This is a genomic window from Mesorhizobium sp. A556, assembly GCF_054489545.1.
This window is the reverse complement of sequence record NZ_JBTMXA010000002.1, coordinates 451,518-467,114: the sequence shown is the minus strand read 5'-3', so window position 1 is coordinate 467,114 and position 15,597 is coordinate 451,518. Positions and strand designations below refer to the sequence as shown.

Genomic DNA, 15,597 nt, shown 5'->3' with positions numbered 1-15,597 from the left:
TCGCGTGGCGGGCACGCTGGACGCCGGTTGGCCGATCAGTTGGCGGGAACCCGAGCCAGCAATTCCGCCATCACTTTCTTGGCCTTGCCGGGATTCTTGGCGGCGCTGGCTGCTTCCAGGTTTGTCGGGTTGCCCACGACGATAAGCGCCACCATGCCCATGGCGTAGTGCGGCGTGCATTTCACGCCGTAGACGCCTTCCGTGGTAAGCGTGACGGTGATCGGCTGGCTGATCTTGCCCTTGAACGGCTCGGCCCCGTCGGGGATCATGCCCTTGATGGTTTCGGCGTCGTGTCCCTTGTCGGTCGGCACGAAGGTAACGGTGTCGCCGGGAGCCGCCTGTATGAAGTTGGGCTGGAAGACCATCGCGCCCTTGTCACCCTTGTTGAGCATCTGGACCTGATGGTCGGCGGCCTGCGCCGCTCCAGCCAAGATCAAGGCTGCGAAACCCGCTGCCAGAACGATCATTCTTTTCATTGTATTCTCTCTTTCCTGCTTAGCGCCCAAAGGCGGCAACGCCACGCTTGCGGTCCGTTTCCGGCATTGCGTTGCGCGCATGCGCAGACAAATGCCAGGACCAGCACACCGCCAGCCACTCCACGACCCCATCGGGTACGAAGGGTTGCCCGGTCATAGGACTTTTGGCGGCTGAAACTTTGCGCAGGAACAACTTCTGGGCGACCGGTCGGGAAGGCTCGCAGTTTGTCCCCCCGCAATGACCGCGCCGGCCAGAACCGGCATGGTGCCGTTTTCCGGGAGCGAAGGGCCATGCAGCCGACGCTGGGCATTGATACGACGATGGACGAGATGATGCGCCGATGGCCACCGACCATCCACGTCCTTGTGCGGCATCGAATGCTGTGCGTCGGATGTCCGATTGCGTCCTTCCACACGCTTTCGGATGCAGCCCGGGAGCACGGCATGGACGAGGAGGCGCTTCGTCGCGAGTTGGCGGCGGTAATTGCTGCCGAAGAGCCAGCATCTGGCGCCTCGTTTTCCAAGCCCCCCGCGCGGCCGTAAGCGGCGCTGCCACCGCCGATCTGCGCTTTCGCGCTTGACTGTGAGGCTGAAGGCAATAGTCTAGATGAAAATACCGGCCCTGATCGCCGGACGGCAAGAATGCCTCGTTTGCCTCGCTCCAGAAGCGATGGCTGCGGGGCATTGTCATTTTTGGGGGATTTTTTGAAGCGTCGCGTCGAGATCGGCATCCTGTATTCGCGCTCCGGCAACTACCAGCTGGTGTCCGATGCCTGCCGCGCGGGCGCGTATTCCGCGATCAAGGCGGTCAATGCGGACGCCGCCTGCCCGATCGAGTTCATTCCGGTGGAGCGCGACCCAGGCGGCAATATCGACCGCTATGCGACGGGCTGCGCGGAAATCCTGGCGACCAGCAGCGCGCGCCACATCATCGGCTGCGTCACATCCTGGAGCCGCAAGGAAGTTATCCCCATCCTGGAGCGGGCCGGTGGAACGCTGTGGTACGCCTGTCCGTATGAAGGCTTCGAGGCCAACGAGCATGTCGTCTACATGCACGCCTGCCCGAACCAGCATCTGGTACCGATGCTTTCCCATGTCGTGCCGCGCTTCGGCGCCAACGGCTTCCTGCTCGGCTCCAACTATATCTGGGGTTGGGAAACCAACCGCGTCGCGCGCGACCTGATCGCGGATGCCGGCGGCAAGGTGCTGGGCGAACGCTATCTGCCGCTTGGCGAAACCGACGTGTCACGGCTGATCGCCGAGATCGAGGCGACAAGGCCGGATTTCGTGCTGAACAATCTGATCGGCACCTCGTCCTATGCCTTCATTGCCGCTTATGCGGAACTCGCCCGCCGCGACCCGTATTTCAAGCCGGAGCGCTGCCCGATCCTGTCGTGCAACCTGACCGAATGCGAACTGCCGGCCATCGCCGGCGTCGGCGACGGCCATTTGTCGGCCGGACCCTATTTCCATGACCCAATCGCGCATGGCTGGTCCGAATCCCTCAGCGCCACCATGCCGGCCTCGTCCTTCGAGGCGTCGGCCTATGCCAGCGTGCGCGCGCTGGCCGAAATTCTGGCCCACAATCCGGCCGCGCAATGGACCGACCTGCCGAAGGCGTTTGCCGGCAAGATTTTCCGCTCGCCGCTCGGTGCCGTCGCCATCGATCCGCAGACACAGCATGCAACCCTGTCGGTGCAGATCGCGCGGATCGAAGGCACGGCTTTCAAGACCGTCAGCCTGATCGAGAACGTCGCGCCGGACCCCTATCTGTCGCGCTACGACCGCAGCGCGACCTTTGCCCGACCCGGCCTGCGGGTGGTGTCGTGAGCCGCGGTTCGCGCATTCCCAATCTTGGCGGGGCAAAAGCTTTCGTGCTGCACCGGCCGCACCCGACCGTGCAGGCGATCACAAGGCAATTGGCGGCAATCGGCCTCGACGTCACCGCTTGCTGGCCGGAACTGCCGGCCGAAGCGCTGGCGGCGGAGTTCGTCTTCTTCGATGTCGATCTAGGTTTTGACGAACAGTTCCCGTGGCCGGCAGGCCATGCGCCGATGCCGCTTGTCGCGCTGATCGGCTCGGAAGCGCCGGGCCGCATCGAATGGGCGCTTTCGCACAATGCCGATGCCCAGTTGCTGAAGCCTGTGGGCAATGCCGGCGTCTACAGCGCCCTTCTCATCGCCAGGCAGGCCTTTGCGGCGCGGCAGCGCCTGGCCGATGAAATCGCTTCGCTGGAAATGCGCGTCGCCGAGCGGCAGACCATCGTTCGCGCCGTCACGGCCCTTTCGGCCCAGGGTTTTGACGACGAGCGCGCCTATGCGCAGTTGCGGTCGCTGGCCATGAGCTGGCAGATCAACCTGGAAGAGGCGGCCCGCCGCGTCGTGGCTATGACGAAACAGGAAGGCAGCGATGACCAGTCCCATCGCGCCTGACCTTTCGGCCGGCCTGCCCGTACGGGCACGGCCCGGCGTATGGCGCAGGCTGGTCAAGCGGCCGCTGGCGCTGATCGGTCTCGTCATCATCGCCATCGTGCTCGTCGGGGCGGTCTTCGCACCGTGGCTGACGGCCTATGACCCGAACGAGCAGATGTTCGACGGCCTGACGCTGCAAGGCGCGCCGCTGGCCCCGAACACCACCTTCTGGCTCGGCACCGATTTGCTCGGCCGCGATCTTCTCACCCGCATTCTCTATGGCGCACGCACCTCTTTGATCATCGGCGTCGTCGCCAATGGCGTGGCACTGCTGATCGGCACGCTGGTCGGCATTACGGCCGGCTATTTCCGCGGCTGGATCGGCAGCGTGCTGATGCGCTTCACCGACCTGATGATGGCGTTCCCGGCCCTTCTGCTGGCCATCTGCCTGGCGGCGGTGTTCGAACCCAGCCTGTGGATCGTCGCCATGGTGATCGCGCTGGTCAACTGGGTGCAGACGGCGCGCGTCATCTACACGCAGACCAGTTCGCTCACCGAACGCGAATTCATCGACGCCGAACGGACACTCGGCGCAAGCAGCCCGCGCATCCTGTTCCGGCATATCCTGCCGCATCTGGTGCCGACCATCATCGTGTGGGGCACGCTCGGCATTTCGACCACGGTGCTGCTCGAGGCGACGCTGTCCTATCTCGGCGTCGGCGTGCAGCCGCCGACCGCGTCATGGGGCAACATCATCTTCGAGAACCAGACCTATTTCCAGGCGGCCCCCTGGCTGGTCTTCTTTCCGGGTGCCGCGATCCTGGCGCTGGCGCTGGCCTTCAACCTCGTCGGCGATGCGCTGCGCGACCTTCTCGACCCAACGCAAAGGGGTCGCGAATAATGGGAAGCCGGGAATGATCGCCTATCTCGCCCGCCGCATCGTCCAGTCGCTGCTGATCCTGCTCGGCGTGTCGATCATCACCTTTGCGCTGCTTTACCTTTTGCCGGCCGATCCGGTGCGCCAGATCGCGGGGCGCAGCGCCACGCCCGAGACGGTGGAAAACATCCGCCGCCAGCTCGGCCTCGACCAGTCCTTCATCGTTCAGTACTGGCGCTATCTCGGCAATCTGGTGCAAGGCGATCTCGGCCGCTCCTACATCCAGCGCTCGCAGGTCACCGAACTCGTCGTCGCGCGGTTGCCGGCGACGCTGCTCCTGATGGCCGGTTCCATCGTCTGCGAACTGGTGCTTGGGCTGACCATGGGCCTGGTGGCGGCGGTGCGGCGCGGCTCGGCCACCGATCAGTCGCTGATGGTCGTCTCCTTCATCGGCGTATCGGCACCGCAATTCGTGGTCGGCCTGTTGCTGCTCTACGTGTTCGCGGTGCAGCTCTCCTGGTTTCCGATCGGCGGCTACGGCACCTGGCGGCACCTAGTGCTGCCGTCGCTTACCATGGGTATCCTCGGCGCGGGCTGGTACGCGCGCATGATGCGCTCCTCGATGATCGACGTGCTGCGCCAGGACTATGTGCGCACCGCCCGCGCCAAGGGGCTGGCGCGCCGCGCGATCCTTCTGCGCCATGCGCTGCCCAACGCCATCCTGCCGATCGTCGCCATGATCGGCATCGATATCGGCATCCTGATGGGCGGCATCGTCGTCGTGGAAAGCGTGTTCGGCTGGCCGGGCATCGGCCAGCTTGCCTGGCAGGCGATCCAGCGCGTCGACATCCCGATCATCATGGGCGTGACCATGGTGTCGGCCTTCGCCATCGTGCTCGGCAACCTTCTGGCCGACATCGTCGCGCCTTTCATCGATCCACGCATCAAGCTCAGATAACAACAAGGAAAGGGAACAAGAGATGAAAAGATTTCTGGCATCCACCGTCGCGGTATCGGCGCTTGCGCTGATGCTCGGGCTAGGCTCGGCCGCTGCCGCCGACGAAACGCTCGACCCCAACGCCAAGCCCGGCGGCGACATCATCATCACCTACAAGGATGACGTCGCCACGCTCGATCCGGCCATCGGCTACGACTGGCAGAACTGGTCGATGATCAAGAGCCTGTTCGACGGGCTGATGGACTACAAGCCCGGCACCACCGAACTGACGCCGGACCTTGCCGAAAGCTACGACATTTCGCCGGACGGAAAGACCTTCACCTTCAAGATCAGGCACGGGGTGAAGTTCCACAACGGCCGCGAGATGACCGCCGAAGACGTAAAGTATTCGATCGACCGCGTGGTCAACCCCAAGACGCAAAGCCCCGGCCAGGGCTTCTTCGCCTCGATCGAGGGCTATCAGGAAGCAGCCGACGGCAAGGCCGATGGCGTTTCGGGCATCACGGTGGTTGACCCCTACACCATCAAGTTCCAGCTGACGCGGCCCGACGCCACCTTCCTGCATGTTATGGCGATCAACTTCAGCCACGTCGTGCCGAAGGAGGCGGTGGAGAAGTGGGGCGCGGACTTCGGCAAGCATCCGGTCGGCACCGGCGCCTACAAGCTGGCCGAATGGACGCTTGGCCAGCGCGTCGTCTTCGAAAAGAACGCGGACTACTGGCACAAGGGCCTGCCCTATCTGAACAAGATCACCTTCGAGATCGGGCAGGAGCCGATCGTGGCACTGTTGCGCCTGCAAAAGGGCGAGATCGACGTTCCCGGCGACGGCATCCCGCCCGCCAAGTTCCAGGAGGTGATGAGCGACCCGGCGCAAAAGGCCCGCGTCGTCGAGGGCGGCCAGTTGCAGACCGGCTACATCACCATGAACGTGACGATGAAGCCGTTCGACGACGTCAAGGTGCGCCAGGCGGTCAACATGGCGATCAACAAGGATCGCATCGTCAAGCTCATCAACAACCGCGCCATCCCGGCCAACCAGCCGCTGCCGCCGTCGATGCCGGGCTACACCAAGGACTATAAGGGCTATCCCTACGATCCGGCCAAGGCCAAGGAACTTTTGGCGGAAGCTGGCCATCCGGACGGGTTCGAAACCGAACTCTACGCCATGAACACCGATCCGAACCCGCGCATCGCCCAGGCGATCCAGCAGGATCTGGCCGCCATCGGCATCAAGGCCTCGATCCAGGCGCTGGCGCAGGCCAACGTGATTGCCGCCGGCGGCGACAAGAACGGCGCGCCGATGATCTGGTCGGGCGGCATGGCATGGATTGCCGACTTCCCCGACCCGTCCAACTTCTACGGCCCGATCCTCGGCTGCGGCGGCGCGGTGCCGGGTGGCTGGAACTGGTCGTGGTACTGCAACGAGGACCTCGACAAGAAGGCGGCGGAAGCTGACTCCATCGTCGATCCGGCCAAGGCCGACGAGCGCTACAAGATGTGGAGCGACATCTACGTCAAGATCATGGAGGATGCGCCCTGGGCGCCGGTGTTCAACGAGCAGCGCTTCACGCTCAAATCCGCCCGGATGGGCGGCGCCGACAACCTCTATGTCGATCCGGTCCACATTCCGATCAACTATGACCATGTGTATGTGAAAGATGTGCAATAACTGCAACTACACCATCCACGGACGCCACCATCATTTCGGCTGGGACAATTCGTTTGTCCCGGCCGAGACGGTGACGCCCGGTTCGACGGTCTTCTTCGAGTGTCTGGATTCGTCGGGCGGGCAACTGACGCCCGAAAGCACGGTCGCCGATATCGCGGCGCTCGACTTCGGCAAGATCAACCCGGTGACGGGCCCGATCTTCGTCGAGGGTGCGGAACCGGGCGATGCGCTGAAAGTGACGATCGAGGAATTCAAGCCGTCCGGTTTCGGCTGGACGGCGAACATTCCCGGTTTCGGCCTGCTCGCCGACGATTTCAAGGAGCCGGCCCTCACCGTCTGGAAGTATGACGCGACCTCGCTGGAGCCGGCGCTGTTCGGGAAAAACGGCCGCGTGCCGCTAAAGCCGTTCGCCGGGACCATCGGCAATGCGCCTGCTGAAAAGGGCCTGCATTCGGTGGTGCCGCCGCGGCGGGTCGGCGGCAATCTCGACATCCGCGACCTGGCTGCCGGCACCATCCTCTACCTGCCGGTAGAGGTGGCGGGCGCGCTGTTTTCGGTCGGCGACACGCATGCCGCCCAGGGCGACGGCGAAGTCTGCGGCACGGCGATCGAAAGCCCGATGAACGTCGTTCTGACGCTCGATCTGGTCAAGGATGCGCGGCTGAAATATCCGCGCTTCACCACGCCGGGACCGGTGACGAACCATCTCGACGCCAAGGGCTACGAGGTGACCACCGGCATCGGGCCGGACCTGATGAGCGGCGCCAAGGAAGCCGTTGCGCAGATGGTCGACCTGTTGGCGGCGCGCTACCAGCTCGATCCGGTAGACGCTTACATGCTGGTGTCGGTATGCGGTGATTTGCGCATCAGCGAGATCGTCGACATGCCGAACTGGGTGGTGTCGTTCTACTTCCCGCGCTGCGTGTTTGAATGAACGCAAGCGCCGCCAAGATATCTTCCGGGGCGATAGCCCCGGAGGGGCAGCCTTCAGCCGAACCGGTGCTTTCCGTTTCCGGCCTGACGGTTTCCGTGCGCGGCGAGGATGGCGGACGCGAAGTCGTCTCCGACCTTTCCTTCACGCTTTCGCGCGGCGAAACGCTGTGCATCGCGGGCGAGAGCGGTTCCGGCAAGTCGATGACCTCGCTGGCGATCATGCGGCTTTTGCCCGAGCCGGCCGCCCGTATCGCTTCCGGCTCCATCCATCTTGGCGACACCGATCTTGCCAGCCTGGACGAACGTCGCATGCAGGCGGTGCGCGGTAACCGCATCGCCATGATTTTCCAGGAGCCTATGACCTCGCTCAACCCGGTCCTGTCGATCGGCAGGCAGTTGACCGAGGCCATCGAGACGCACACCGACCTGTCGGGCGGCACCGCGCGCCAGCGCGCGATAGACGCGCTGAAGGCGGTGCGCATTCCGGAAGCGGAAAGCCGGCTGAAGCAATATCCGCACGAGCTTTCGGGCGGCATGCGCCAGCGCGTCATGATCGCCATGGCGCTGGCGCTGGAACCGGACGTGCTGATTGCCGACGAGCCGACCACGGCGCTTGACGTCACCGTGCAGGGCGAGGTGCTGGAGTTGTTGCGCGACTTGCAGCGCCAGCACGGAACCAGCGTCATCCTCATCACCCACGACATGGGCGTAGTCGCCGAAATGGCCGACCGCGTCATCGTCATGCGCCACGGACGCATGGTCGAGGAAGGCAAGGCCCGCGATATTTTTGCCGCCCCCAAAGCCGACTATACGCGCGAACTTCTGGCCGCCGTGCCACGCATGGGCGATGGGCAAAGCCAGGGGACGCGAGAACCGGAGCCTGAGGAAAATGCCCCCATCGCCACCGTGCGCGACCTGAAAGTCCGCTTCGACCTGCATGGCGGGTTCTTCGGCCGCGTTACACGACGTGTCCATGCGGTCGAAGGCGTCAGTTTCTCCATCGCGCCGAACGAGACATTCGCGCTGGTCGGCGAGAGCGGGTGCGGCAAGTCGACGACCGCCAAGGCGATTGCCGGGCTGGTGCCGTTCAGCGGCGACATCACCGTCAACGGCCGCAGCCTGACCGGCCTTACAGGCGAAGCGCGAAAAGCCGTGCGCCGCGACGTGCAGATGATCTTCCAGGACCCGTTCGCCTCGCTCGATCCGCGCATGCGCGTCGGCGACCTGGTTGCCGAACCGATGCTGATCCATGGCATCGGCTCCAGACAGGAGCGCCGCGAACGGGTGGCGGCGCTGTTTGACCGCGTTGGCCTGTCGGCCGACCAGATGGAGCTTTACCCGCATGAGTTTTCGGGTGGCCAGCGCCAGCGCGTCTGTATCGCGCGCGCTCTGGCGCTGCGGCCAAAGCTCATCATCGCCGATGAAAGCGTGTCGGCGCTCGACGTGTCGGTACAGGCGAAAGTGCTGGAACTGCTGAAGGAATTGCAGCAGGAATTCGGCATCGCCTATCTGTTCATTTCGCACGACATGGCGGTGGTGGAAAATATTTCCGACCGCGTCGCCGTCATGTATCTCGGCCAGATCGTCGAGATGGGCACGCGCGACCAGGTGTTTTCCAACCCTGCCCATCCCTATACGCGCAGGCTGATCGAGGCGGTGCCGGTACCCGATCCGACAAGACGACGCAAACGCTTCGCCCGCCTCGAACAGGAAATCCCAAGTGTCATGCGCAAGGTCGGCGAAGAGCCATCCCGGCTTGCCCTGACCGATATCGGCGGCGGGCATCTCGTTGCGGCCGCAACGGCAGCCGACTGAACGAGCAACGACGCATGCGGCTTACCTGCGATTGAGAAAAACAGCCGGCGCAATGCAAGGATGTATGGGCTGTTTAGCCCCAATTTGACGCTCACCCCTTGACCGGACTGAAAAGCGCGGCCATTTGACGAGGCGTCTTTAACGATATTTCGTCGCGCGCAGCGAAACTCTTCTGCCGCATCACCTGAAGATACGAGCACTCATGGACGTCGTCGTCGTCGAATCGCCGGCCAAAGCGAAGACAATCAACAAGTACCTCGGCAAGAACTATAAGGTTCTGGCCTCCTATGGCCATGTCCGCGACCTGCCGGCCAAGGACGGCTCGGTGCGCCCCGACGAAGATTTCGCCATGTCGTGGGCGGTCGACGGTCCCTCGGCCAAGCGGCTCACCGAGATCGCCAATGCCGTCAAGAGCGCCGACGGCCTGATCCTCGCCACCGATCCGGATCGCGAAGGCGAGGCGATTTCGTGGCATGTGCTGGAAGTGCTCAAGCAGAAGCGCGCGCTGAAGGACAAGCCGGTCAGCCGCGTCGTCTTTAACGCCATCACCAAGCAATCCGTGCTCGACGCCATGGCCAATCCGCGCCAGATCGACGTGCCGCTGGTCGACGCCTATCTGGCGCGCCGGGCGCTCGACTATCTGGTCGGCTTCACGCTTTCTCCCGTTTTGTGGCGTAAGCTGCCCGGTGCGCGTTCGGCCGGCCGGGTGCAGTCGGTGGCGCTTCGGCTGGTATGCGAGCGCGAATCCGAGATCGAGCGGTTCATTCGCGAGGAATACTGGAACATCGCGGCCATTCTCGGCACGCCGCGCAAGGACAGCTTTGAAGCCCGGCTGACGGGTTTCGACGGCAAGAAACTGCAAAAGCTCGACATCAAGAACAAGGCTCAGGCCGACGACATCAAGGCGATGCTGGAAGGTGCCGCGTTCAAGACGTTGTCCGTCGAGGCCAAGCCGACCAGGCGCAATCCCGGCCCGCCCTTCACCACGTCCACCTTGCAGCAGGCGGCGTCCTCGCGCATGGGGTTTTCGGCCAACCGCACCATGCAGGCGGCGCAGCGGCTCTATGAGGGCATGGACATCGGCGGCGAGACGGCCGGCCTGATCACCTATATGCGAACCGACGGCGTGCAGATGGCGCCGGAGGCGATTTCGGCCGCGCGTGCTGCGATCGGCAAGGAGTTCGGCGACAAATATTTGCCGGAAAAGCCGCGCTACTACACCGCCAAGGCCAAGAACGCGCAGGAAGCGCATGAGGCGATCCGCCCGACCGACTTCTTCCGCACGCCGGCTTCCGTGCGCCAATATCTCGATGCCGACCAGTTCCGGCTCTACGAGTTGGTCTGGAAGCGCGCCATCGCCAGCCAGATGAACCCGGCCGAGATCGAGCGCACCACGGTCGAGATCGAGGCTGTGAATGCCGCCCGCACCGCCACCTTGCGCGCCGTCGGTTCGGTCGTGCGCTTCGACGGCTTCATCGCCGCCTACACCGACCAGAAGGAAGAAGATTCTTCCGAGGACGAGGAAAACCGCCGCCTGCCCGAAATCCGGGCCGACGAGGCGCTCGCCCGCCAAGCCATCAACGCGACGCAGCACTCGACCGAGCCGCCGCCGCGCTATTCGGAAGCCTCGCTGATCAAGAAGCTGGAAGAACTCGGCATCGGTCGGCCCTCGACCTACGCCTCGACGCTGAAAACGCTGGAAGACCGCCAATACGTCGCCATCGACAAGCGCCGGCTGGTGCCCGACGCCAAGGGCCGGCTGGTGACGGCGTTTCTGGAAAATTTCTTCGATAAATATGTCGAGTACGATTTCACCGCCGATCTTGAGGAAAAGCTCGACCAGATCTCCGACGGCAAGCTCGCCTGGAAGGATGTGCTGCGCGACTTCTGGAAGGATTTTTCCGGCGCGGTCGACAACACCAAGGAACTGCGCGTCACCGACGTTCTCGACGCGCTGAACGAGGCGCTGGCGCCGCTGGTGTTCCCGCAGCGCGAAGACGGTTCCAATCCGCGCATCTGCCCGAAATGCGGCACCGGCAATCTGTCGCTGAAGCTTGGCAAATTCGGCGCTTTCGTCGGCTGTTCGAACTACCCCGAATGCAGCTTCACCCGCCAGCTTGGCGGCGAAGCCAACGGTGAGAACGGTGGCGGCGAGGATGGCACCAAGGTGTTGGGCAACGACCCCTACACCGCCGAGGAAATCACCCTGCGCAAGGGGCGTTTCGGCCCTTATGTGCAGCGCGGCGACGGCAAGGAAGCCAAGCGCTCCAGCCTGCCCAAGGGCTGGACGCCGGATTCGATCGACCACGAGAAGGCGCTGGCGCTGCTTTCGCTGCCGCGCGATGTCGGCCAGCATCCCGAAACCGCCAAGATGATCTCGGCCGGGCTCGGGCGTTACGGCCCGTTCGTGCTGCATGACGGCACATATGCCAATGTGGATTCGATCGAGGACGTGTTTTCCATCGGCCTCAACCGTGCCGTGACGGTGCTGGCGGAAAAGCAGGCATCGCGAGGCCAGGGCCGTGGTGCGGCCGCTGCAGCCCTCAAGGAGCTTGGTGATCATCCCGACGGCGGCGGCAAGATCGTGGTTCGTGATGGCAAATACGGGCCGTATGTCAATTTCGGCAAGGTCAACGCGACTTTGCCGAAGGGCAAGGACCCGCAAACGGTGACGGTCGAGGAAGCGGTTGCGCTGATCGCCGAAAAGGAAGCCAAGGGTGGCGGCAAGAAGCCGGCGCGCAAGGCGGCGGCACCGAAGAAGGCTGCGACCAAGAAGCCTGCCGCGAAAAAGCCGGCTGCAAAGAAACCAGCGGCGAAGAAGAAGGCTTGAAGCCAGTGGCACGCAGGATCACCGGACGCGGGCACGGCGATCCCCGCACCGCCGATACCCGCTCCAAAACGACGAGCAAGGAAGCCTATCGGCCCTCGCGCGATGAAATCCTGCGCTTCATCACTGAGAACCCGGACCGTTCGGGCAAGCGCGACATCGCCAAGGCCTTCGCGCTCAAGGGCGACGACCGCATCTGGCTGAAGGACCTGTTGCGCGATCTGCAGGACGAGGGCCTGCTGACCAAGGAACGCAAGCGGCTCGCCCGCGTCGGCGTCCTGCCCCATGTCGCGGTGCTGGATATTTTCGGGCGCGACGGCGACGGCGTTTTGTTGGCGCATCCGACCGAGAATGTTGGCGACGGCGAGCCGCCGGTTGTCTCGATCCGTATTTCCCGCAGCGGCAATGGCGCGCAGACGCCGGGCATCGGCGACCGCGTGCTTGCAAAAACCTTCGCCACCGACGATCCGACCGGCCCCGCTTATACGGGCCGTGTCATCAAGGTTTTCGAGAAGCGCACCGACGCGGTGCTCGGCGTGTTCCGCGTGCTCAAGGACGGCACGTTCCGCATCGAGCCGGTGGAGCGGCGCCAGCCGGAACTGATCGTCGACACGGAATTTGCCAACGGCGCGAAAAACGGCGACCTGGTCGAGGTCGAGCCGGCGCGCGCCTCGCGCTACGGCCTGCCGCGCGCCAAAGTGTTGACGGTGCTGGGTTCGCTGACCAGCGAAAAGGCGGTTTCGATGATCGCCATCCACGCCCACGACATCCCGCACATCTTTCCGGCCTCTGTCATCGCCGAGGCGGAATCCGCCAAGGCAGCGACGATGGCGGGCCGCGAGGATTTTCGCAGCGTTCCGCTCGTCACCATCGACCCCGCCGATGCCAAGGACCATGACGACGCCGTGTTCGCCGAACCGGATACGGACGAGAAAAACCCGGGCGGCTTTATCGTCACCGTCGCCATCGCCGATGTCGCCGCCTATGTTCGCTACGGCACCGCGCTCGACCGCGAGGCGCTGCTGCGCGGCAATTCGGTCTATTTCCCCGATCGCGTCGTGCCAATGCTGCCGGAGCGCATCTCCAACGACCTCTGCTCGCTGCGCGAGGGCGAAGACCGCCCGGCGCTGGCCGCGCGCATGACTTTCGGGGCCGACGGCCGCAAAATTCGGCATTCGTTCCATCGCATCATGATGAAATCGGCGGCCAAACTCGCCTACGCGCAGGCGCAAGCGGCCATCGACGGCATGCCCGACGACAAGACCGGGCCGATCCTCGACACCGTTCTCAAGCCGCTATGGGATGCCTATGCGGTGCTGAAACGCGGGCGCGACGGACGCCAGCCGCTGGAACTCGATTTGCCGGAACGCAAGATTGTGCTCAAGGAAGACGGCACCGTCGACCGCGTCATCGTGCCGGAGCGGCTGGACGCGCATAAACTCATCGAAGAGTTCATGATCCAGGCCAATGTTGCCGCCGCCGAAACGCTGGAAGGCAAGAAGCAGAAGCTGGTCTACCGCGTCCACGACGCGCCCTCGATGGCCAAGCAGGAATCGCTGCGCGAATTCTTGCAGACGCTAGGCCTCTCGCTGGCGCGCGGCGCACAGATGAAGCCGGCCCAGTTCAACGGCATTCTCGAGCGGGTGCGGGGCCAGGACAATGAGGGACTGGTCAACGAGGTCGTGCTGCGTTCGCAAAGCCAGGCCGAATATTCGCCGGCCAATCTCGGGCATTTCGGCCTCAACCTTCGGCGCTACGCGCATTTCACCTCGCCGATCCGCCGCTATGCCGACTTGATCGTGCATCGCGGGCTTATTGCCGCACTCGGCCTCGGCCCCGACGGGCTGACGCCGGAAGAAGAGGCGCGGCTGGAGGATGTCGGCGTGCTGATCTCGGCGGCGGAACGCCGGGCCATGAAGGCAGAGCGCGACACGGTCGACCGGCTGATCGCCAGCTATCTCGCCGAACGCATCGACGAGCGCTTCGATGCGCGCATTTCGGGTGTCACCAAATCAGGACTATTTGTCCAATTGCCGCAGTACGGCGCAGATGGCTTTATCCCGGTGTCATCGCTCGATGGCGATTACTATATATACGACGAAGCAGCCCGATCGCTTTTCGGGGAGCGGACAGGAAAAGGCTATCAGCTTGCCGACCGCGTCGAGGTTCGGCTGATCGAGGTGGCGCCTATGGCGGGCGCGATGCGCTTCGAGATGCTGACCGAGCCGAAACCGCTGCCCGGTTCGAAGCGGTCGTTCCACAAGTCCAAGGGCGGCGCTTCACGGGGCCGTGCCTCGCAGCCGCGAGGCGGATCGCGCAGAAGACGTTAAGGATGGAAGCACCGGCATGACCAAGGCAGATGTGGTGGACGAGCAGGTTTTCGGCGGTGAGCATCAGTCGGGCCGGGTGCGCAGGCCGGCATGGCAGGCGATCAAGTTCGGCTTCATGGGCCGTTGCCCGCATTGCGGCGAAGGCAAGCTGTTTCGCGCCTTCGTCAAGCCGGTCGACAAATGCGCCGTTTGCGGCGAGGAGCTTTACCACCACCGGGCCGACGATCTGCCCGCCTATCTGGTGATCGCCATCGTCGGCCATATCGTCGTCGGCGGCTTCATGGCCGTAGAAATGACGACCTTCTGGCCGATGTGGCTGCATCTCCTCATATGGCTGCCATTGACCGTCATATTGTCGCTGGCCCTGCTGCAACCGATCAAGGGTGCGGTCGTCGGCCTGCAATGGGCGTTCTACATGCACGGCTTCGGCGGCGAGACCGATTATATCGAGACCCACCCGGAGGCGTGACGCCCGCACTGGCGCAATCCGAACGCCGCCGCCGTCCCTATCGCCTGCAAGAAGTTTCCGCTAATCCGTACCTCCATGAATGAAATGACCAGGGCGGAACTCGACCGCGCCGAACGCAACGACGCCGCGCTGGGCGCGGGGCCCAAGCGGCCGCGCGATGCCGCGACGCTGATTCTGCTTGACCGCAAGGGCGGCAACGTCTCGGTGCTGATGGGCCGGCGCAGCGCCCGTCACGCCTTCATGCCGGGCAAGTTCGTCTTTCCCGGCGGGCGGACCGACCCGGCCGACAGCCGCATCGCCGTCGCCACCAGCCTGCACCCGGATGAAGAAGCCAGGCTGTGCGCCGGCCCCGGCCGCACCAGCGCCACGCGCGCACGCGCCATCGCCCTTTCCGCCATCCGCGAGACCTACGAGGAAGCCGGCCTGCTGATTGGGCAAAAAGGCCCGTTTGCGACCGGCAAAAGCGACTGGCAAGGCTTCGTCGAGCATGGCGTGCAGCCCTCGCTCGGCGCGGTTCGCTTCATTGCCCGCGCCATTACGCCGCCCGGCCGCGTCCGCCGCTTCGACACGCGGTTCCTCGGCGTCTGGCGAAGCGAAGTCGCCGTGGAACTGCCGGACGGCGGGCCGACGAACGAGTTGGAAGAACTGGTCTGGCTGCCACTTGCCCAGGCGCGCGAGGCCGATATTCCGGCCATCACCCGGACGATTTTGGGAGAGCTGGAAGCGCGGCTTGCCCTCGACCCGCAGTTGCGGCCCGGCGGCGATGTGCCCTTCTACCGGCTGGTGCGCACCCATTTTATCCGCGATCTTCTGTAGCAAGCAGTCAGGCGCC

Annotated in this window: 13 protein-coding genes; 12 read left to right on the top strand and 1 reads right to left on the bottom strand. The window is 64.1% G+C overall.

The window, feature by feature from the left end:
* Positions 1-35: 35 nt before the first annotated feature.
* Complete coding sequence (locus ACX3P0_RS06835; protein ID WP_459087463.1) at positions 36-476, bottom strand: pseudoazurin; 441 nt, start codon at positions 474-476, stop codon at positions 36-38.
* A 291-nt stretch (positions 477-767) separates the two neighbouring features.
* Between ACX3P0_RS06835 and ACX3P0_RS06830 the strand changes: the two genes are divergently transcribed.
* The 12 genes from ACX3P0_RS06830 (at position 768) to ACX3P0_RS06775 (ending at position 15,581) form a co-directional block, all read left to right on the top strand.
* The gene (locus ACX3P0_RS06830; RefSeq protein ID WP_459087461.1) at positions 768-1,019 is read left to right on the top strand and encodes a DUF1858 domain-containing protein; all 252 of its coding nucleotides are present in this window, start codon (positions 768-770) and stop codon (positions 1,017-1,019) included.
* A gap of 162 nt (positions 1,020-1,181) precedes the next feature.
* Positions 1,182-2,306 (top strand): transporter substrate-binding protein, encoded by a 1,125-nt coding sequence (locus ACX3P0_RS06825; RefSeq protein ID WP_459087460.1) that lies wholly within the window; start codon positions 1,182-1,184, stop codon positions 2,304-2,306.
* Complete coding sequence (locus tag ACX3P0_RS06820) at positions 2,303-2,908, top strand: ANTAR domain-containing response regulator (RefSeq protein WP_459079697.1); 606 nt, start codon at positions 2,303-2,305, stop codon at positions 2,906-2,908. The genes ACX3P0_RS06825 and ACX3P0_RS06820 overlap by 4 nt, the downstream gene beginning before the upstream one ends.
* Positions 2,886-3,788 (top strand): ABC transporter permease, encoded by a 903-nt coding sequence (locus tag ACX3P0_RS06815; RefSeq protein WP_459087458.1) that lies wholly within the window; start codon positions 2,886-2,888, stop codon positions 3,786-3,788. Before ACX3P0_RS06820 ends, ACX3P0_RS06815 begins: the two co-directional genes overlap by 23 nt.
* A gap of 13 nt (positions 3,789-3,801) precedes the next feature.
* The gene (locus ACX3P0_RS06810; RefSeq protein ID WP_459079695.1) at positions 3,802-4,722 is read left to right on the top strand and encodes an ABC transporter permease; all 921 of its coding nucleotides are present in this window, start codon (positions 3,802-3,804) and stop codon (positions 4,720-4,722) included.
* Positions 4,723-4,744: 22 nt separating this feature from the next.
* Positions 4,745-6,391 (top strand): ABC transporter substrate-binding protein, encoded by a 1,647-nt coding sequence (locus ACX3P0_RS06805; RefSeq protein WP_459079694.1) that lies wholly within the window; start codon positions 4,745-4,747, stop codon positions 6,389-6,391.
* Positions 6,381-7,325, top strand: coding sequence for an acetamidase/formamidase family protein (locus ACX3P0_RS06800; protein WP_459087456.1), 945 nt, complete (start codon positions 6,381-6,383; stop codon positions 7,323-7,325). The genes ACX3P0_RS06805 and ACX3P0_RS06800 overlap by 11 nt, the downstream gene beginning before the upstream one ends.
* A complete protein-coding gene (locus ACX3P0_RS06795; RefSeq protein ID WP_459087454.1) occupies positions 7,322-9,139 on the top strand; it encodes an ABC transporter ATP-binding protein in 1,818 nt (605 codons plus the stop codon). Before ACX3P0_RS06800 ends, ACX3P0_RS06795 begins: the two co-directional genes overlap by 4 nt.
* Before the next feature lie 202 nt (positions 9,140-9,341).
* Positions 9,342-11,969, top strand: coding sequence for a type I DNA topoisomerase (gene topA / locus ACX3P0_RS06790; RefSeq protein WP_459087452.1), 2,628 nt, complete (start codon positions 9,342-9,344; stop codon positions 11,967-11,969).
* Between the two features lie 5 nt (positions 11,970-11,974).
* Complete coding sequence (gene rnr, locus ACX3P0_RS06785) at positions 11,975-14,296, top strand: ribonuclease R (protein WP_459087450.1); 2,322 nt, start codon at positions 11,975-11,977, stop codon at positions 14,294-14,296.
* Between the two features lie 16 nt (positions 14,297-14,312).
* Entirely contained in the window at positions 14,313-14,765 is a 453-nt protein-coding gene (locus ACX3P0_RS06780) for a DUF983 domain-containing protein (protein WP_459087448.1), read from the top strand.
* 75 nt (positions 14,766-14,840) lie between these two features.
* Positions 14,841-15,581, top strand: a complete 741-nt coding sequence (locus tag ACX3P0_RS06775; protein ID WP_459087447.1) for an NUDIX hydrolase — start codon at positions 14,841-14,843, stop codon at positions 15,579-15,581.
* The last annotated feature ends 16 nt before the right edge of the window (positions 15,582-15,597 follow it).

Excerpts from the sequence above, each read along its gene's own strand:
- ACX3P0_RS06835 (WP_459087463.1), bottom strand. The coding sequence starts at position 476 with ATGAAAAGAATGATCGTTCTGGCAGCGGGTTTCGCAGCCTTGATCTTG.
- ACX3P0_RS06830 (WP_459087461.1), top strand. The coding sequence starts at position 768 with ATGCAGCCGACGCTGGGCATTGATACGACGATGGACGAGATGATGCGC.
- ACX3P0_RS06815 (WP_459087458.1), top strand. The coding sequence starts at position 2,886 with ATGACCAGTCCCATCGCGCCTGACCTTTCGGCCGGCCTGCCCGTACGG.
- ACX3P0_RS06810 (WP_459079695.1), top strand. The coding sequence starts at position 3,802 with ATGATCGCCTATCTCGCCCGCCGCATCGTCCAGTCGCTGCTGATCCTG.
- ACX3P0_RS06805 (WP_459079694.1), top strand. The coding sequence starts at position 4,745 with ATGAAAAGATTTCTGGCATCCACCGTCGCGGTATCGGCGCTTGCGCTG.
- ACX3P0_RS06800 (WP_459087456.1), top strand. The coding sequence starts at position 6,381 with ATGTGCAATAACTGCAACTACACCATCCACGGACGCCACCATCATTTC.
- ACX3P0_RS06795 (WP_459087454.1), top strand. The coding sequence starts at position 7,322 with ATGAACGCAAGCGCCGCCAAGATATCTTCCGGGGCGATAGCCCCGGAG.
- topA (WP_459087452.1), top strand. The coding sequence starts at position 9,342 with ATGGACGTCGTCGTCGTCGAATCGCCGGCCAAAGCGAAGACAATCAAC.
- ACX3P0_RS06780 (WP_459087448.1), top strand. The coding sequence starts at position 14,313 with ATGACCAAGGCAGATGTGGTGGACGAGCAGGTTTTCGGCGGTGAGCAT.
- ACX3P0_RS06775 (WP_459087447.1), top strand. The coding sequence starts at position 14,841 with ATGAATGAAATGACCAGGGCGGAACTCGACCGCGCCGAACGCAACGAC.